Origin of the sequence: Pseudomonas kuykendallii (assembly GCF_900106975.1) — a bacterium.
Lineage (GTDB): Bacteria > Pseudomonadota > Gammaproteobacteria > Pseudomonadales > Pseudomonadaceae > Pseudomonas_O > Pseudomonas_O kuykendallii.
The window spans coordinates 168,836-185,221 of the sequence record NZ_FNNU01000004.1 but is presented as its reverse complement, the minus strand read 5'-3'; the positions used below and the strand labels follow the sequence as shown (position 1 = coordinate 185,221).

20 protein-coding genes are annotated in these 16,386 nt (G+C 64.6%); 13 read left to right on the top strand and 7 right to left on the bottom strand.

Annotation, left to right across the window (positions count from 1 at the left end):
- Position 1: 1 nt before the first annotated feature.
- On the bottom strand, positions 2-1,561 hold the full coding sequence (gene fliK / locus BLV15_RS14215) for a flagellar hook-length control protein FliK (RefSeq protein ID WP_090229507.1): 1,560 nt from the start codon (positions 1,559-1,561) through the stop codon (positions 2-4).
- A gap of 210 nt (positions 1,562-1,771) precedes the next feature.
- Between fliK and ccmA the strand changes: the two genes are divergently transcribed.
- The 11 genes from ccmA to BLV15_RS14160 all read left to right on the top strand — a co-directional run bounded on the left by ccmA (position 1,772) and on the right by BLV15_RS14160 (position 9,706).
- The gene (ccmA, locus tag BLV15_RS14210) at positions 1,772-2,407 is read left to right on the top strand and encodes a cytochrome c biogenesis heme-transporting ATPase CcmA (RefSeq protein ID WP_090230381.1); all 636 of its coding nucleotides are present in this window, start codon (positions 1,772-1,774) and stop codon (positions 2,405-2,407) included.
- Complete coding sequence (ccmB, locus tag BLV15_RS14205; RefSeq protein WP_090229505.1) at positions 2,404-3,075, top strand: heme exporter protein CcmB; 672 nt, start codon at positions 2,404-2,406, stop codon at positions 3,073-3,075. The genes ccmA and ccmB overlap by 4 nt, the downstream gene beginning before the upstream one ends.
- Positions 3,076-3,147: 72 nt before the next feature.
- Positions 3,148-3,903 (top strand): heme ABC transporter permease, encoded by a 756-nt coding sequence (locus tag BLV15_RS14200; protein WP_090229502.1) that lies wholly within the window; start codon positions 3,148-3,150, stop codon positions 3,901-3,903.
- Positions 3,900-4,076 (top strand): heme exporter protein CcmD, encoded by a 177-nt coding sequence (gene ccmD, locus BLV15_RS14195; RefSeq protein ID WP_090229499.1) that lies wholly within the window; start codon positions 3,900-3,902, stop codon positions 4,074-4,076. Before BLV15_RS14200 ends, ccmD begins: the two co-directional genes overlap by 4 nt.
- Positions 4,073-4,525, top strand: coding sequence for a cytochrome c maturation protein CcmE (gene ccmE, locus BLV15_RS14190; protein WP_090229497.1), 453 nt, complete (start codon positions 4,073-4,075; stop codon positions 4,523-4,525). Before ccmD ends, ccmE begins: the two co-directional genes overlap by 4 nt.
- A 14-nt stretch (positions 4,526-4,539) precedes the next feature.
- A complete protein-coding gene (locus tag BLV15_RS14185; RefSeq protein ID WP_090230379.1) occupies positions 4,540-6,510 on the top strand; it encodes a heme lyase CcmF/NrfE family subunit in 1,971 nt (656 codons plus the stop codon).
- A complete protein-coding gene (locus BLV15_RS14180; protein ID WP_090229494.1) occupies positions 6,507-7,043 on the top strand; it encodes a DsbE family thiol:disulfide interchange protein in 537 nt (178 codons plus the stop codon). Before BLV15_RS14185 ends, BLV15_RS14180 begins: the two co-directional genes overlap by 4 nt.
- Positions 7,040-7,528, top strand: coding sequence for a cytochrome c-type biogenesis protein (locus BLV15_RS14175; protein ID WP_090229492.1), 489 nt, complete (start codon positions 7,040-7,042; stop codon positions 7,526-7,528). Before BLV15_RS14180 ends, BLV15_RS14175 begins: the two co-directional genes overlap by 4 nt.
- Positions 7,525-8,727 carry a c-type cytochrome biogenesis protein CcmI gene (gene ccmI / locus BLV15_RS14170; protein WP_090229490.1) on the top strand — a complete coding sequence of 401 codons (1,203 nt, stop codon included), beginning with the start codon at positions 7,525-7,527 and terminating at the stop codon, positions 8,725-8,727. Before BLV15_RS14175 ends, ccmI begins: the two co-directional genes overlap by 4 nt.
- 32 nt (positions 8,728-8,759) lie before the next feature.
- Entirely contained in the window at positions 8,760-9,188 is a 429-nt protein-coding gene (locus tag BLV15_RS14165) for a hypothetical protein (protein WP_090229488.1), read from the top strand.
- Between the two features lie 95 nt (positions 9,189-9,283).
- Positions 9,284-9,706 carry a hypothetical protein gene (locus BLV15_RS14160; RefSeq protein WP_090229487.1) on the top strand — a complete coding sequence of 141 codons (423 nt, stop codon included), beginning with the start codon at positions 9,284-9,286 and terminating at the stop codon, positions 9,704-9,706.
- A gap of 9 nt (positions 9,707-9,715) precedes the next feature.
- Here the strand turns inward: BLV15_RS14160 and BLV15_RS14155 are convergent, their stop codons facing one another.
- Positions 9,716-10,585: an ion transporter gene (locus tag BLV15_RS14155; protein ID WP_305087434.1), complete on the bottom strand. Its 870-nt coding sequence runs from the start codon at positions 10,583-10,585 to the stop codon at positions 9,716-9,718.
- Positions 10,586-10,624: 39 nt separating this feature from the next.
- On the bottom strand, positions 10,625-11,266 hold the full coding sequence (locus BLV15_RS14150; protein WP_090229484.1) for a TetR/AcrR family transcriptional regulator: 642 nt from the start codon (positions 11,264-11,266) through the stop codon (positions 10,625-10,627).
- 201 nt (positions 11,267-11,467) lie between these two features.
- Between BLV15_RS14150 and moaA the strand changes: the two genes are divergently transcribed.
- Positions 11,468-12,463, top strand: coding sequence for a GTP 3',8-cyclase MoaA (gene moaA, locus BLV15_RS14145; RefSeq protein ID WP_090229481.1), 996 nt, complete (start codon positions 11,468-11,470; stop codon positions 12,461-12,463).
- 69 nt (positions 12,464-12,532) lie between these two features.
- On the opposite strand, the gene BLV15_RS14140 is transcribed toward moaA, so the two are convergent.
- Together BLV15_RS14140 and BLV15_RS14135 are read right to left on the bottom strand one after the other, a co-directional pair.
- Positions 12,533-12,760: a hypothetical protein gene (locus BLV15_RS14140; RefSeq protein WP_090229479.1), complete on the bottom strand. Its 228-nt coding sequence runs from the start codon at positions 12,758-12,760 to the stop codon at positions 12,533-12,535.
- A 657-nt stretch (positions 12,761-13,417) separates the two neighbouring features.
- Positions 13,418-13,867 carry a PA2169 family four-helix-bundle protein gene (locus tag BLV15_RS14135; RefSeq protein WP_090229476.1) on the bottom strand — a complete coding sequence of 150 codons (450 nt, stop codon included), beginning with the start codon at positions 13,865-13,867 and terminating at the stop codon, positions 13,418-13,420.
- Positions 13,868-14,212: 345 nt separating this feature from the next.
- Here BLV15_RS14135 and BLV15_RS14130 point away from each other — a divergent pair, with 345 nt between their 5' ends.
- Positions 14,213-14,578: a histone-like nucleoid-structuring protein, MvaT/MvaU family gene (locus BLV15_RS14130; RefSeq protein WP_090230372.1), complete on the top strand. Its 366-nt coding sequence runs from the start codon at positions 14,213-14,215 to the stop codon at positions 14,576-14,578.
- A gap of 64 nt (positions 14,579-14,642) precedes the next feature.
- On the opposite strand, the gene BLV15_RS14125 is transcribed toward BLV15_RS14130, so the two are convergent.
- Together BLV15_RS14125 and BLV15_RS14120 are read right to left on the bottom strand one after the other, a co-directional pair.
- Positions 14,643-15,404 carry an ABC transporter permease gene (locus BLV15_RS14125; protein ID WP_090229473.1) on the bottom strand — a complete coding sequence of 254 codons (762 nt, stop codon included), beginning with the start codon at positions 15,402-15,404 and terminating at the stop codon, positions 14,643-14,645.
- The gene (locus BLV15_RS14120; protein WP_175534361.1) at positions 15,401-16,327 is read right to left on the bottom strand and encodes an ABC transporter ATP-binding protein; all 927 of its coding nucleotides are present in this window, start codon (positions 16,325-16,327) and stop codon (positions 15,401-15,403) included. The genes BLV15_RS14125 and BLV15_RS14120 overlap by 4 nt, the downstream gene beginning before the upstream one ends.
- Between the last annotated feature and the right edge of the window lie 59 nt (positions 16,328-16,386).

Genomic DNA, 16,386 nt, shown 5'->3' with positions numbered 1-16,386 from the left:
CTCATGCGGTGTCGTCCACCCAGCGTTGTTCGAGCGTTGTGCGGGGCCCCCGGGGCGGCTGGCCCTTGCGACAGGCCAGTTCGCTGACCTGCAGGCCGGCTTCGACGAGGCGCTCGCGCAGATGCCCTAGTTCGTGGTCGATCAGTTCGGCCGTGCGCGCCTGTTCAGCCCACAGCTGGCTGGAGAGCGCGCCACGAATCAGCTGCGCCTGTACCTGCAGCGGGCCGAGCGGGGCCAGGTCGAAGGCCAGTTCGACTTTCCAGATTTTTTCCCCGTCTTCCTGGCGGCCTTTGGGCGACGGCAGTTCTTCCTTCTGCAGCTTGATCTGCAGCGGCACGAGGTTTTGCTGGGCGCGCATCGGCAACTCCAGCTGCCAGGTCGTCAGGTGGGTGCCGTCCGGCAGCACCTGAGATTGCGCGAGGCTCGACAGCTGGTGCGTCTGCAGCCGCGACACCGCGGCGGCGGCGAGCTTGAGCAGGCTCTCCAGGTCGTCCTCGTCCTCCAGCGATTGCATCAGGCCGGAGGGCAGCGGAAAGCCCATCGCCTGCTGGCGCGCGCCGGCCTGCCCCAGTGCGCCCAGCGCATTGCGGACGAAGGCGGGCAGCGCCTGCGCCATCATCGCGCCGCTGTTGGGCCCCAGTTGCGGGCTGTCCGGGGTCAGCCCCGGCGACAGTTGCGAGATCAGGCGCAGCAGGTTGGCTTTCAGGTCGAGGGGCAGGGCGCCGCCCTGGCCCTGCAGCAGTTTCGCTTCGAGGAACAGACCGCTGGCGTCGAGCGCCTTGGCCAGCGCCTTCGGATCGGTCAGTTCCTGGATGTCCGGCATGCTCGCCAGCAGCTTGTCGACGCTGGCATTCAGCGCTTCCGGCAGATCCGGCTGGCTGCTGAGGTTGAACAGCGCCCGCGTCAGGTTGTCCAGCGAACCCTGGCGGCCGGCCTGGTTGGTCAGTTGCTGGCCCAGTTCGAGCTGGTCGAGGCGGCCGCTCAGCGGCAGGAAGTTCAGCTCCTGGCTGCCTTTGACTTCGGCGGTGAGCAGGCTGCCCAGACCTAGTTGCAGATTGGTTTCGATGACCAGCTTGCTGCCGGCCTGCGCGGTGTTGAGCAGGGTGACGATGACCTTGAACGCCTGCGGTTCACCGGGCGTCTGCGGCAGTGGCTGGCTAGCGGTGACCTTGCCCTGCAACAGCGTGCCCGGCGGCAGCTCGTCGAGGTCGAGCATGATCATCGGCTGCCCGGCGGCGCCCTTTGCGGCATTCTGCAAGGCGGCGGTCAGGCTGGTTTCGGAGAGGGCGGTGACGCCGAAGGCGCTCCCCAACTCCAACGGACGGTTGGTAGCGGTGGCGAGGATGGTCTGCCGACCGCTTTCCAGAGTCAGGCGCAGCAGGGCCTGGAAGCTCTCGCTGGTCTGCTTGACCGCGAGGACTTCGGCGTCGGCGCTTTCGCCAGGCAGCAGCAGGCCTTCGAGGGGTTGCAGCAACTTGAGGGCCACTTCGCCGGCTGTGGCGTTTGGACGCACGGCGGGCGCAACAGTCGATACGGCAGCCGGTCCGCTGATCTCGGTCATGAACGGGTTACAACCTGTCGAAAAAGCCAGCTTTGGAGGTCAGGCCTCGCATGTATAATGCCGCCCCGTCCAGACCAGCGTGTGCGGCGTCCCGCCGGTAGCACGTCGAGTTCGGAACATCCCTGGCCAGAACGACAGCGATCCGTCGCGACGGGTCTGCAGTATAGCGGCAAGGATCTCGCCTTCTTGAACGTCCATGGTAGCGATGTGGTGACCAGCCCTTTCCTTGAAGCCGTATCCCTGGCCTGCGAGCGCGACTGGCGGATGCTCTTCGAGCGCCTCGATCTGCAACTGCATGCCGGCCAGATGCTGCAGATCTCCGGGCCCAACGGCAGCGGCAAGACCAGCCTGCTGCGCCTGCTCTGCGGTCTGATGCAGCCCACATCCGGTGAAGTCCGCCTGGCAGGCCAGCCACTCGATGCGCAACGCGGCGAGCTGGCGCGCAACCTGCTCTGGATCGGTCACGCCGCCGGCATCAAGGGCCTGCTCAGCGCCGAGGAAAACCTCGCCTGGCTGAGTGCGCTGCACCATCGCGCTTCCCGCGCATCGATCTGGGCTGCCCTTGCCGAAGTGGGACTCAAGGGTTTCGAGGATGTTCCCTGCCACACGCTTTCCGCCGGCCAGCAGCGCCGCGTCGCACTGGCCCGGCTGTATCTCGCGCCGCCACCGCTGTGGATTCTCGATGAGCCCTTCACCGCGCTGGACAAGCACGGCGTCGCTCAACTGGAGGCGCATCTGGCGCGGCACTGCGAGCGGGGCGGCCTCGTCGTGCTGACCACGCACCACACTCTGGGGCTGCGGCCAAGCGGTTATCGCGACCTTGACCTGGGGCAGCGCGTCGCATGAGCAACGTCTTTACCCTGCTCGTGGTCCGGGAAGCCCGCCTTTTGTGTCGGCGCCCGGCGGAATTGGCCAACCCCCTGGTGTTCTTCGCCATCGTCATCGCACTCTTTCCCCTCGCTGTCGGCCCGGAAACGCAGCTCCTGCAGACACTGTCGCCCGGGCTGGTCTGGGTCGCCGCGCTGCTCGCCGTGCTGCTCTCTCTGGATGGCCTGTTCCGAAGCGACTTCGAGGACGGTTCGCTGGAGCAATGGGTGGTCTCGCCGCATCCGCTGTCGCTGCTGGTGCTGGCCAAAGTCCTCGCGCATTGGGCGTTTTCCGGTCTGGCGCTGGTACTGTTGGCGCCGCTGCTGGCGCTGATGCTCGGCTTGCCCGGCCGCTGCCTGCCGGTGCTGCTGGTCTCGCTGCTGCTGGGCACGCCGGTGCTGAGCCTGCTCGGCGCGGTAGGCGCGGCGCTGACCGTCGGCCTCAAGCGCGGTGGCCTGCTGCTGGCGTTGCTGATTCTGCCGCTGTACATCCCGGTGCTGATACTTGGCAGCGGCGTGCTGCAGGCGGCCCTGCAAGGATTGCCGACCACCGGCTACCTGCTATGGATGGCCAGCCTGACCGCTCTGGCGGTTACCCTGACACCCTTTGCGATAGCCGCGGGCCTGACCATCAGCGTCGGCGAATAAGAAAAGAACAACCCGATTAGCGGGGCGCGAGTCGACGCTCGATTGCCACCCCGAAGACCGATGAGTGCTGCGATGAACTGGACTTGGTTTCACAAACTGGGCTCGCCCAAGTGGTTCTACGAGATCAGCGGGCGCTGGCTGCCCTGGCTGGCCTGCGCCGCGGCGTTGCTGTTGGTCGTGGGCACGGTGTGGGCGCTGGCGTTCGCGCCGCAGGATTACCAGCAGGGCAACAGTTTCCGCATCATCTATATCCATGTACCGGCGGCGCTGCTGGCGCAGTCCTGCTACATCATGCTGGCCGTGGCCGGCGCGGTCGGACTGATCTGGAAGATGAAACTGGCCGACGTCGCGGTGCAGCAGGCCGCGCCGATCGGCGCCTGGATGACCTTCATCGCGCTGTTCACCGGTGCCGTCTGGGGCAAGCCGACCTGGGGCGCCTGGTGGGTCTGGGACGCGCGGCTGACCTCGATGCTGATCCTGCTGTTCCTCTATTTCGGCATCATCGCCCTCGGCCAGGCGATCAGTAACCGCGACAGTGCGGCCAAGGCGTGCGCGGTGCTGGCGATCGTCGGAGTGGTCAACATCCCGATCATCAAGTACTCGGTGGAGTGGTGGAACACCCTGCACCAGCCAGCCACCTTCAAGCTCACCGAGAAACCGGCGATGCCGGCGGAAATGTGGGTGCCACTGCTGATCATGGTGATCGGCTTCTACTGTTTCTTCGCCTGTGTGCTGCTGATGCGCATGCGTCTGGAAGTGCTGCGCCGCGAAGCCCGCAGCAGCTGGGCCAAGGCGGAAGTGCGGGCTCGGGTGGAGGGCGTGCGATGAGTTTTTCCTCGTTCGGCGAGTTTCTCGCCATGGGCCATCACGGCCTTTACGTCTGGTCGGCCTACGGCGTGTGCCTTGGCGTGCTGCTGCTCAACCTCGGCCTGCCGATCCTGGCGCGCCTGCGTTACCTGCAAGATGAGGCGCGCCGTATGCGCCGGGAGGAATCCAAGTGAAACCGTTGCGCAAGAAGCGCCTTTACATCGTCCTCGCCATCCTGGCCGGGGTCGGTATCGCCGTGGCGCTGGCGCTCTCCGCCTTGCAGGAGAACATCAACCTGTTCTACACGCCGACGCAGATCGCCAACGGCGAGGCGCCGAAGGATACCCGCATCCGCGCCGGCGGCATGGTCGAGAAGGGCTCGCTGCAGCGTTCCGGCGATTCGCTGGACGTGCAGTTCGTCGTCACCGACTTCGCCCGCAACGTGACCATCCGCTACCGCGGCATCCTCCCGGACCTGTTCCGCGAAGGCCAGGGCATCGTCGCCCTCGGCAAGCTGGATGCCGATGGCGTGCTGGTCGCCGACGAGGTGCTGGCCAAGCACGACGAGAAATACATGCCGCCGGAAGTCACCAAGGCGCTGAAGGAAAGCGGGCAGATGTCGTCCGCAGAGGGAGCCAAGTGATGAGCGCTGCGTTGATCGTTCCCGAACTGGGCCACCTGGCGCTGATCCTGGCGCTGTGCATGGCCATCGTGCAGTCGAGCCTGCCGCTGATCGGTGCCTGGCGCGGTGATCGCCAGTGGATGCGCCTGGCGCAGCCGGCGGCCTGGGGGCAGTTCGCCTTCCTGGCGTTCTCCTTCGGCTGCCTGACCTGGGCGTTCATGAACGACGACTTCTCCGTCGCCTATGTCGCCAGCAACTCCAACAGCGCGCTGCCCTGGTATTACAAGTTCAGCGCCGTGTGGGGCGCCCACGAGGGCTCGCTGCTGCTCTGGGCGCTGATCCTCGGCGGCTGGACCTTTGCTGTTTCGATCTTCTCCCGGCAGCTGCCGGAGGACATGCTGGCCCGTGTGCTGGGCGTGATGGGCATCATCAGCATCGGTTTCCTGCTGTTCCTGATCGTGACCTCCAACCCGTTCGACCGCCTGCTGCCGCAATCCCCGGCGGACGGCCGCGACCTCAACCCGCTGTTGCAGGACATCGGCCTGATCGTGCACCCGCCGATGCTCTACATGGGCTACGTCGGCTTCTCGGTGGCGTTCGCCTTCGCCATCGCAGCGCTGCTCGGCGGGCGCCTCGACGCCGCCTGGGCCCGCTGGTCGAGGCCGTGGACGATCGTCGCCTGGGCCTTCCTCGGCATAGGCATCGTGCTCGGCTCCTGGTGGGCCTACTACGAACTCGGCTGGGGCGGCTGGTGGTTCTGGGACCCGGTGGAGAATGCCTCGTTCATGCCGTGGCTGGTCGGCACCGCGCTGATCCACTCGCTGGCGGTGACCGAGAAGCGCGGCGTGTTCAAGAGCTGGACGGTGCTGCTGGCGATCGCGGCGTTCTCGCTGTCGCTGCTCGGCACCTTCCTGGTCCGCTCCGGGGTGCTGACCTCGGTGCACGCCTTCGCCGCCGATCCCGAGCGCGGGGTGTTCATCCTGATGTTCCTGCTGGCGGTGGTGGGCGGCTCGCTGACGCTGTTCGCCATTCGCGCGCCGGTGGTCAAGAGCCAGGTCGGCTTCGCCCTGTGGTCGCGGGAAACCCTGCTGCTGGCGAACAACCTGATCCTCATCGTGGCGGCGTCGATGATCCTGCTGGGCACGCTCTATCCGTTGCTGCTGGATGCCATCAGTGGCGCCAAGCTGTCGGTCGGGCCGCCGTACTTCAACGCGCTGTTCCTGCCACTGATGGCGCTGGTGATGTTCACCCTGGCGGTCGGCGTGCTGGTGCGCTGGAAGGACACGCCGGTGAACTGGCTGGTCGGCATGCTCACGCCGGTGCTGATCGGCAGCGGCGTGATCGGCGCGCTGGCGGCGTTCCTCCTCGGCGATTTCCACTGGGCGGTCCTCGCCACCTGCATGCTGTCGGCCTGGGTGGTGCTCGCCGGCGTTCGCGACCTGTTCGACAAGACCCGCCACAAGGGGCTCGTCGCCGGCGTGCGCAGCCTCACCCGAAGCTACTGGGGCATGCAGCTCGCGCATTTCGGCATCGCCTTCTGCGCCCTCGGCGTCGTGCTTTCCAGCCAGTACAACGCCGAGCGTGACCTGCGCATGGCGCCGGGCGAGTCCGTCGAACTGGGGGGCTATCGTTTCGTCTTCGAGGGCGCCAAGCACTTCCAGGGCCCCAACTTCACCTCCGACCGGGCCAGTATCCGGGTGCTAGACGGCGACCGCGAAATCGCGCTCCTGCATCCGGAAAAGCGCCTCTACAGCGTGCAGAACTCGATGATGACCGAGGCGGGCATCGATGGAGGCTTCACCCGCGACCTGTACGTCGCCCTGGGTGAACCGCTGGAGAACGGCGCCTGGGCAGTGCGCGTGCACGTCAAGCCGTTCATCCGCTGGATCTGGCTCGGCGGCCTGATGACCGCCCTGGGCGGCGTACTCGCGGCGCTGGACAAGCGTTACCGGGTCAAGGTGCGTGCCCGCGTGCGTGGCGCGCTGGCCGAAGGAGTTCCCGCATGAGGCGCGCATTGCTGCTGATTCCGCTGGCGATCTTCCTGGTGGTTGCGGTGTTCCTCTACCGCGGTCTGTTCCTGAACCCCACCGAGCAGCCTTCGGCGCTGATCGACAAGCCGTTCCCGGCGTTCTCGCTGCCCTCGGTGGACGGCCAGAGCACGCTGACCGAGGCCGTGTTCAAGGGCAAGCCGTCGCTGGTCAACGTCTGGGCAACCTGGTGCCCGACCTGCCGCGAAGAGCACGCCATGCTGAACAAGCTGGCGGAGCAGGGCGTGACCATCCACGGCATCAACTACAAGGACGACACCGCGGCCGCACAGCGCTGGCTGGCGCAGTACGGCAACCCCTACGGCCTCGACGTCAGCGATGTCGAGGGCAGCCTGGGCCTTGACCTGGGCGTCTACGGCGCGCCGGAAACCTTCCTCGTCGACCGCAACGGGATCATCCGGCACAAGTACGTCGGCGAGATCAACGAGCGTGTCTGGCGCGAGCAACTGGCGCCGCTGTGGACGCAGCTCAGCGAGGAGGGCGGGCAATGAAGCGCGCATCCTTCATCGGGCTGGCCGGCCTGCTGCTGGCCGGCTTCGTCCATGCGGCGATCGATACCTACGAGTTCGCCGACGAATCGCAACGCGAGCGCTTCGGCTTGCTGACCAAGGAACTGCGTTGCCCGAAATGTCAGAACCAGGACATCGCCGACTCGAACTCGCCGATCGCCGCTGACCTGCGCAAGCAGATCCACGAGCAGTTGCAGCAGGGCAAGAGCGACGCCGACATCGTCGACTACATGGTCGCCCGCTACGGCGACTTCGTCCGCTACAAGCCGCCGCTGGAAGGGCGCACCGCCTTGCTCTGGTTCGGCCCCGCGGCCTTGCTGCTCGGCGGCCTGCTGACGATCACGGTGATCGTGGTTCGCCGCCGGCGTGTCGATGCACGCCCGCAGGATGCATTGCTGTCCGCCGACGAGCAGGCCCGCCTTTCCGCCCTCATGACCAAAGACCCGCTGGATAAGAACGCCCCATGACCGATTTCTGGCTCGCCGCCGGCCTGCTGTTGCTGGTAGCCCTGGCATTTCTGCTGATTCCCGCGATCCGTGGCCGCCGCGCCCAGACCGAAGAAGACCGCACCGCGCTCAACGTCGCGCTCTACGAGGAGCGCCAGGCCGAACTGGTCGCCCAGCACGCGGCGGGCATCCTCACCGACGATCAGCTGGAAGCCGGCCGTGCCGAAGCCGGGCGCGAGCTGCTCGCCGATGCCGAAGGCAGCGATCGCGAGCGCAGCGCCCGCCTGGGCCGTACGGTGCCGCTGGTCATGGCGGTGCTGATGCCGCTGCTCGGTGGCGCGCTGTACCTGCACTGGGGCGCCAGCGACAAAGTCGAACTGGCCCGCGAGTTTTCCCAGCAGCCGCGCAGCCTCGCCGAGATGACGATCCGCCTCGAGCAGGCGGTCAAGGCGCAGCCGGACTCCGCCGAAGGTTGGTACTTCCTTGGCCGTAGCTACATGGCGCAGAGCCGCCCGGACGATGCGGTCAGGGCGTTCAGTCGCACCGTCGAACTGGCCGGCCGCCAGCCCGAGCTGCTCGGGCAGTGGGCGCAGGCGCTGTATTTCGCCGGTGGCAAGCAATGGAGCGCGTCGATCCAGGACCTCACCGACGAAGCGCTGAAAAGCGATCCGAACGAAGTCACCAGTCTCGGTCTGCTGGGCATCTCGGCCTTCGAAGGCAAGCGCTTCCAGGACGCCGTCAGCTATTGGGAGCGCCTGGTCAACGTGCTTCCCCCCGAAGACCCCTCGCGCGCGGCGTTGCAGGGCGGCATCCAGCGTGCCCGCGAACAGCTCGCCGAACACCCGCAGGAAGAGGCTCCCGCGGTGGCCGAAACCGGCGTGGCGCTGAAAGTCCGCGTGCAGCTGGCGGAGGCGCTGAAAGCCAAGGTCGAGCCGGGCGACGTCGTGTTCGTCTTCGCCCGCGCGGTATCCGGCCCGCCCATGCCGCTGGCGGCCAAGCGCCTGACGGTGGCCGACCTGCCCAGCGAAGTAACTTTGCGCGATTCGGATGCAATGATGCCGCAACTGCAATTGTCCAAATTCCCGAAGGTCGAACTGGTGGCGCGGATTTCCCGCGCCGGCAACGCCACCGCCGGGGAGTGGATCGGTCGCAGCAAGGCGCTCGATACCTCCACCAGGGACGTGCAGCAGTTGACCGTCGACAGCCCCGATAGCCCCTGAACCCGCCGGAAGTAGCCGGCCGTGGAGTGACGATGAACGAGTTTCCACCAGGCCGGCAAAGCCGTCTGTTTCGCCTGGCCGGTGTGCTGGGCATGGCCCTCCTGCTGGGCGCCTGTGCCGGGCGCAACGCCCCCTCTGACGACCAGCCGTTGCCGCGTCTGCCGCAGGAACAACTGCCTTCCGGCACGACCCAGGCGCCTGCGCCGCCGCCCGCACCGAAGGTTCCCGCGCCTCCGGCGGTGATGAAGACACACCCGCGCTACGCTCCACCGCCCCAGGGCGACGCCTTCTGGGACCCGCGCCTGGGCGTCTACGTGGTCGACAACAAGGAGTTGTACTACCGCGAAAGGCTTTATTACCGCTGGGATCAGGGCTGGTACTGCGCGGGGCGCATCGACGGCCCCTGGGAAAGCGTTGACGGTCCCAGCGTTCCGCCGGGCCTGCGCAGCCGGCATCCCTGATCCGGCGCCGATCGCTCGGGACTTTTAGCGAGCTTCGGACAGTCCCATGTTCACGCCGTGCGGATTTGCGCGCGGCGTGACGAGGAGGACTCCGCATGAACCTTCGCTCTCTCGGCCTGGGATTGCTGCTGCCCTTGGCTGGCTGCTCGATGATCGATCGGCAAAGCTGCGTCGCCCAGAGTTATCCGGCGGCTGTCGAACTCCCCGCCGAGGCCGGCCCGCCGCCGCGTTTCGGCCAGGGCCGCTGGGACCCGCAATTGAAGGTGTTCGTCATGAACGATGACCGCGATCTCTATTACCGAGGTCAGGTCTATTACCGCTTCGCCGACACCTGGCACTGGAGCGATCGCCCGAGCGGGCCCTGGGTCGAGGTCGACCGGGCGGGGGTTCCAGAGCTGCTGGCTGCGCGTTATCCGCAGGCGAACAGGCCGCGGGTGCTGACCACCGGTTTTGCCGATTCGGCGGATCGGGACGCGGCCCAGGCCATGACGCCGGTAGCGAACCCGAACACGCCCTGACTCCGCCGATCAACTCTCGCGTTCGGGTTTCGCGTTGAACAGCGGGCTTCCGCAACGGCTGCAGAACGCCGCGTTGGCTTCGTGCGTCGCCTTGCTGCAGGTCGGGCAGGGTTGCTGCAGGGTGTCGCCGCGCATGGCGTTGGCCAGCTCCGCGGTGAATATCCCGGTGGGCACCGCGATGATCGAGTAACCGGTGATCATCACCAGCGCCGCGAGCGCCTGGCCCAGCGGCGTCCTCGGGACGATGTCGCCGAAACCGACGGTGGTCAGGGTGACGATCGCCCAGTAGATGCTCATCGGAATGCTGGTGAAGCCGTGCTCGGGCCCTTCGACCACGTACATCAGGGTGCCGAAGACGGTCACCAGGGTGCTCACGCTGAGCAGGAACACCACGATCTTCTGTCGGCTGCCGCGTAGCGCCACCAGCAGGAAGTTGGCCTGGCTCAGGTAGGGCGTCAGCTTTAGCACCCGGAAGATCCGCAGCATCCGCACCACCCTGACGATCATCAGGTAGTGGGCGTCCGGGTAGATCAGCGTGAGGAACGCCGGGAGCACCGCCAGCAGGTCGATCAGCCCGTAGAAACTGAGCATGTAGCGCAGCGGTTTCGGATGCACGGCGGCGCGTACCAGGTATTCCACGGCGAAGATCAGCGTGAAGCCCCATTCCAGCGCCAGCAGGAGCGTGCCGAAGCGTTGATGCAACGGCTGGATGCTGTCGACCATCACCACCACGAGGCTGGCGAGGATGATCCCCAGCAGCCAGCTGTCGAAGCGCTTGCCGGCGGGGGTGTCGCTGAAAAAGATGATCCGATTGAGGCGCTCGCGCCGGCTGCCGTTTTCCATGGAATTCTCGATGCTGCGAGCCTTGGGCTCATCCATCAGATGGACCGCTGAAGTCGTCGCGGGTGCGCTTTTGGTTCAGGCGCGCTTGATCTGGCTCGCCCGGGCGTCTCGCTCGTCCACCTCGCAGCCTTTGAGCACCAGGCGAGTGATGGTGTCCGCCGCGGCATCGTAGTCGCTGTCGGCGAGGGTGGATTTGCCGGTGACCACGGAAATCTGCCAGTCGAAGTCGGCATAGGTCTGGGTCGCGGCCCAGATGCTGAACAGCAGGTGATGAGGATCGACCGGCGCCATCAGGCCTTCGTCGATCCAGCCCTGCAGGCAGTTGATGTTGTGTCGCGCCTGGTTGTTCAGTTGCTCGATCTGTTCGGCGGTGAGGTGCGGCGCGCCGTGCATGATCTCGCTGGCGAATACCTTCGAGGCGTGCGGCAGTTCGCGGGAAATACGGATCTTCGAGCGGATGTAGTTGCGCAGCACCTCGGCCGGGCGGCCGGGCTGGTTGAACGGCGACGAGGCGTGCAGCAGCGGCTCGACGATGCTTTCCAGGACCTCCAGGTAGAGGTTTTCCTTGGACTTGAAGTAGTAGTAGACGTTGGGCTTGGGCAGGCCGGCTTTCGCTGCGATGTCGCTGGTCTTGGCGGCAGCGAAGCCCTTGTCGGCGAACTCCTCGCTGGCCGCGCGCAGGATCAATCCTTTGTTGCGTTCGCGGATACTGCTCATGGCGCTCTCGGTCCAGGGCCGCCGCAGCAGATGGCGGCAAACCGGTCGGCGCATGCTAGCACCGGCCTCCTGAACCCCTCAAGGCGGGGGCAGTCGGATTGAAGAGGGTGCGCCGGCTGGAGGTTAGTGGTGTACCCGCACCGTCATTTCTGGTTTCATCGGCGGCCACGCCGAAGACTCCTGCCGTATCAGGTATCCGCCATGTCGGACGAACAACTGGTCGACCCGTTCGGGCGCCGCATCACCTACCTTCGCCTGTCGGTCACCGACCGCTGCGATTTTCGCTGCACCTACTGCATGAGCGAGGACATGGTCTTCGCCCCGCGGGCGCAGATACTCACGCTCGAAGAACTCTATGCGGTGGCCGACGCCTTCATCGGCCTCGGCGTCAAACGCATCCGCATCACCGGCGGCGAACCGCTGGTGCGCAAGGGCGTAGTCGGGCTGCTGGAAAAGCTCGGTGCGCGCAACGAGCTGGAAGACCTCTCCATCACCACCAACGGTTCCCAGTTGCCGCACCTGGCCGGAAAGCTGCGCGCCGCGGGCGTCAAACGGCTGAACATCAGCCTCGACTCGCTGCGCCGCGAGCGCTTCGCCGAGTTCACCCGGCGCGACAGCCTCGACCAGGTGCTGGCCGGCATCGACGCCGCGCGCGCCGCCGGTTTTTCGCGGATCAAGCTCAACAGCGTGGTGCAGAGGGACCGCAACGATGACGAGGTGCTGGATCTGGTGGAATTCGCCATGGCCCGCGACCTCGACATCAGCTTCATCGAGGAGATGCCACTGGGCAGCGTCTCCAGCCACAGCCGCGAGATCACCTTCTGCTCCAGCGACGAGGTGCGCGCACGCATCGAGCAGCGCCACGCGCTGGTGCGCTCCAGTCATGCCACGGGCGGGCCCTCGCGCTATTGGCAGGTGGCGGGCAGCGCCACGCGGGTCGGCTTCATCTCTCCGCATAGCAACAACTTCTGCGGCGACTGCAACCGGGTGCGGGTCACCGCCGAAGGCAAGCTGGTGCTCTGTCTTGGCCACGAGGGCGCACTGGACCTCAAGGCCTTGATGCGTCGGCATCCGGGGGACGCACAACGCCTGCGGCATGCGCTGGTCGAGGCCCTGCATCTGAAGCCGGAGCGGCATTTCTTCCGCAACGACGAGCAGGTCCAAGTGGTCCGCTTCATGAGCGTCACGGGCGGCTGATCACGGTATTGGCGGCATAAAAAAAGGCGGTGGATCTCTCCACCGCCTTTTTTGTGCGCGTCGTCCGCGTCAGGCAGTCATTGCCTTGCGGGTGCGCTCGATCACGTTCTGCAAACGCTCGTTGCCCATGTACTGATCGGGGTAGAGGCGTTCGGTGTGGCAGGCAATGCCGTGCTCGTTGACCAGCGTGAAACTGAAGTTGCCTTTGCGGCTGAGAGCCATGATCTGGCAGCTCAACGGGGCGAAGGCCGCGGTGAGTGCGCTCATGGCGTTTTGTGCGTGATGATGAATCGACATGGTTCTTATATGTTCCTGAACGAATACGGCGTGGGCCGTTGACTAGAAGCTCCGCAGTCGCCGCCCAAATGGGGTGGCCGAATGATCCTTATCGGAGCTGAAGGGGCGAAAGAAAGTTCCGCCCGATGCAGGGGGTTGGCTGACGTGTATCGGCAGGTTCGAATTAACCATGAGCCGTAACTAGCCAAACGAGACACCTTCTTGCGAAGACGTGGCTACCAGACATCGGAGTGGGGAAGGGCTGCGGCTGCCTGTGAGTGCAGCGGGCGGTCTTACCGAGGGTCCTCTCCCGCAAGGAAAGGAGGCGCGCAGTGTAACAGCCGGCGTGATGCCTGTCCTGATGGGGTGATCACCGGTAGCGAGTTCGATGGATCGGCTCGTTAACGATGAAAGGGATTTGGATCGATGCTGCATCGCTACTTTCCGTGCGGTAAAGAAAAAGCCCGCCGGAGCGGGCTTTGACGGGGCGCTGTTCCTTCAGCTGAGATTCACCTTAGAACAGGCCCTGTGAAAATTTCGTGAAGGGTTTTTAACATTTCGGATAACCATTCAAATCGCGCCGACGACGCGTGTCGATTGTGTTAGACCGATAAAAAAGGCAAAAAAATAACGCCAGCAAGTGGCGTTATTTTCGTAGCGCTAACTGCCGGCCGGGAATCAGCTGGCGCGGGCGATATCGCGCAGGGCTTTCACCTGATCATGATTGCGCTGAACGCCTTCGAACTGTTTCTCTACGATCGAGCGGATATTCGCCGGCAGATCCTTGGAGAGCGCGTTCTTGTAGCTCTTCATCGCGACGTCTTCACCGCGCTCGCACTCATTGAGAATGGACTCTTCGTCCTTACCGGTGATGATCGACTTCAGGTCGACCCAGCGGCGGTGAAGGTCCGCGCTGACGCTGGTGCTCGTTTCCGGGTCGCCGCCCAGGGAGCGGACCACTTGCTGCAGCTCGGCAGCCGCGCTGGCGCAGGCTTGCGAGCGGCTGACGAACAGCGCCTTCAGCTCGGCGTTCTTGATGTCCTCGGCGCAGGTGCGGAAGCCTTCTTCGCCGTCTTTGCTGGTTTCGATGAGGTCGTTGAGTACGGAGATTACTTCTTTATTGTCCATGCTGGATTTCCTCTTCGTTCATGGATTTACATAATTCGCATGGATTAGGAGGGACGTTTTTTTTGCAAAGTTCAGGGAAGGTTACGAACGGTAGGCATGCATTTTTCGACAACTGTGGCGGAACTTTTTCGTGGGGGCTGGCAACTCGAACGGTACACAGCGACCCTCCAGGCGCTGCGAAACGGTAGAAGCCAAAGGGAAGTTGAGATGAGTGCGGACTGTTTGTAACGGGCGCGATAAGTGCGCAGGGATCATTCGTTAGTTCCGAGGTGATCGTAATTCTCTTGAAAAAAAACAACTGATGGATTAAAACACTTGCCACAACTAATCCGGGGACTAATGAACATGTCAAAACTTGCCGAATTTCGCGCACTCGAACAGAAACTGGCCGAGCAACTGGCGCAGATGGAATCCATGAAGTCCGATGCTGGATTGAAGAAGGAAATGGAGTTCGAGGAAAAGCTCAAAGCGCTGATGGCTCACTATGACAAAGGCCTGCGCGACATCGTCGAGCTGCTCGACGTGGGCGCCAGCAGCAGCTCGCGCAGCGCGCCCAAGGCGGCTGCACGCCAGCGCAAGGAGCGCGTGCTGAAGGTTTACAAGAATCCGAAAACCGGCGAACTGGTGGAAACCAAGGGCGGCAACCACAAAGTCCTGAAAGCCTGGAAAGAACAGCACGGCGCACAAACCGTGGAAAGCTGGCTGCAATAAGCGCCGTTAATAAAAAGGCCCCGGCTTGTCATGCAAGCCGGGGCTTTTTATTGGCTCCAGTTACCTAGCTTTTCAGCCGGTAGCCGGTCTTGAACATCCAGAAGACGATGGCCAGGCAACCGCCGAGAAACAGCAGCGTCATTCCCAGGCTGACCGCGACGTTCACGTCCGACACGCCATAGAAGCACCAGCGGAAGGCGCTGATCAGGTAGACCACCGGGTTGAACAGGGTGATCTTCTGCCACACCGGCGGCAGCATGCTGATGGAGTAGAAGCTGCCACCGAGGAACGTCAGCGGTGTGACGATCAGGGCCGGTACGATCTGCAACTTCTCCCAGCCGTCGGCCCAGATGCCCACGATGAAGCCGAACAGGCTGAAGGTCACCGCGGTGAGCACCAGGAACAGCAGCATCCACAAGGGATGCTCGATCTCGAAGGTCACGAACAGCCGCGCGGTGAGCATGATGATCAGGCCGAGGATCACCGACTTGGTGGCCGCCGCACCCACATAGCCGACGACGATCTCGAACGAGGAAATCGGCGCCGACAGCACTTCGTAGATCGTCCCCGAGTACTTGGGCATATAGATGCCGAAGGCCGCGTTGGAAATGCTCTCGGTGAGCAGCGCCAGCATCACCAGGCCGGGCACGATGAAGGCCGCATAGTCGATGCCGTGGATCTGCACCATGCTCGAGCCGATCGCCGAGCCGAACACCACGAAGTACAGCGAGGTGGAAATCACCGGCGTGGCGATGCTCTGCATCAGCGTGCGCCAGGTGCGTGCCAGCTCGAACAGATAGATCGCGCGGATCGCATAGAAATTCATGCCCGGCCCCTTACCAGATTGACGAAGATGTCCTCCAGCGAACTCTGGCTGGACTGCAGGTCCTTGAAGTCGATGCCGTGCTCGCCCAGATGGCGCAGCAGTTCGGCGATGCCGGTGTGCTGGCGTTGCGCATCGAAGGTGTAGACCAGCTCGTTACCATCGGCGGACAGCTCCAGCGCGTAGGCATCCAGCGCGGGCGGGATGCTTTGCAGAGGGCGCTGCAGGATCAGCCGGAGCTGTTTCTTGCCGAGCTTGTCCATCAGCACGGCCTTGTCCTCCACCAGGATGATCTCGCCCTTACTGATCACGCCGATGCGGTCGGCCATTTCCTCGGCCTCCTCGATGTAGTGCGTGGTGAGGATGATGGTCACCCCACGTTCGCGCAGGCCGCGGACCATCTCCCACATGTCGCGGCGCAGCTCGACGTCCACGCCAGCGGTGGGCTCATCGAGGAAGAGGATGTCCGGTTCGTGGGACAGCGCCTTGGCGATCATCACCCGGCGCTTCATCCCGCCGGACAGTTCGAAGATGCGCGCCTCGCGCTTCTCCCACAGCGACAGGTCGCGCAGCAGTTTCTCCAGGTACGCCGGGTTCGGCCCCTTGCCGAACAGGCCGCGGCTGAACTTCACGGTCGCCCAGACGCTTTCGAACGCGTCGTTGAACAGCTCCTGCGGCACCAGGCCGATCTTCGCCCGCGCCAGGCGGTAGTCGTCGAGGATGTCGTGGCCGTCGACGCTGACCTTGCCGCCGCCGGGATTGACGATGCCGCAGACGATGCTGATAAGGGTGGTCTTGCCGGCCCCGTTGGGGCCGAGGAGGGCGAAGATTTCACCCTTCTGGATGTCGAGATCGATGCCTTTCAGGGCGTGGTGGCCGGAGGCATAGGACTTGGTCAGTTGCTGGATCGAGATCGCCGGTTGCACGGGGACTCCTTGAGAGAGGGCGGATGCGCGATTGTAGGCGCAAACGGTTGCCGGAGCCG

Coding starts and splice junctions, on each gene's coding strand:
- fliK (WP_090229507.1), bottom strand. CDS start 1,561: ATGACCGAGATCAGCGGACCGGCTGCCGTATCGACTGTTGCGCCCGCC.
- ccmB (WP_090229505.1), top strand. CDS start 2,404: ATGAGCAACGTCTTTACCCTGCTCGTGGTCCGGGAAGCCCGCCTTTTG.
- BLV15_RS14200 (WP_090229502.1), top strand. CDS start 3,148: ATGAACTGGACTTGGTTTCACAAACTGGGCTCGCCCAAGTGGTTCTAC.
- ccmD (WP_090229499.1), top strand. CDS start 3,900: ATGAGTTTTTCCTCGTTCGGCGAGTTTCTCGCCATGGGCCATCACGGC.
- BLV15_RS14180 (WP_090229494.1), top strand. CDS start 6,507: ATGAGGCGCGCATTGCTGCTGATTCCGCTGGCGATCTTCCTGGTGGTT.
- BLV15_RS14175 (WP_090229492.1), top strand. CDS start 7,040: ATGAAGCGCGCATCCTTCATCGGGCTGGCCGGCCTGCTGCTGGCCGGC.
- ccmI (WP_090229490.1), top strand. CDS start 7,525: ATGACCGATTTCTGGCTCGCCGCCGGCCTGCTGTTGCTGGTAGCCCTG.
- BLV15_RS14165 (WP_090229488.1), top strand. CDS start 8,760: ATGAACGAGTTTCCACCAGGCCGGCAAAGCCGTCTGTTTCGCCTGGCC.
- BLV15_RS14160 (WP_090229487.1), top strand. CDS start 9,284: ATGAACCTTCGCTCTCTCGGCCTGGGATTGCTGCTGCCCTTGGCTGGC.
- BLV15_RS14155 (WP_305087434.1), bottom strand. CDS start 10,585: ATGGATGAGCCCAAGGCTCGCAGCATCGAGAATTCCATGGAAAACGGC.
- BLV15_RS14150 (WP_090229484.1), bottom strand. CDS start 11,266: ATGAGCAGTATCCGCGAACGCAACAAAGGATTGATCCTGCGCGCGGCC.
- moaA (WP_090229481.1), top strand. CDS start 11,468: ATGTCGGACGAACAACTGGTCGACCCGTTCGGGCGCCGCATCACCTAC.
- BLV15_RS14140 (WP_090229479.1), bottom strand. CDS start 12,760: ATGTCGATTCATCATCACGCACAAAACGCCATGAGCGCACTCACCGCG.
- BLV15_RS14135 (WP_090229476.1), bottom strand. CDS start 13,867: ATGGACAATAAAGAAGTAATCTCCGTACTCAACGACCTCATCGAAACC.
- BLV15_RS14130 (WP_090230372.1), top strand. CDS start 14,213: ATGTCAAAACTTGCCGAATTTCGCGCACTCGAACAGAAACTGGCCGAG.
- BLV15_RS14125 (WP_090229473.1), bottom strand. CDS start 15,404: ATGAATTTCTATGCGATCCGCGCGATCTATCTGTTCGAGCTGGCACGC.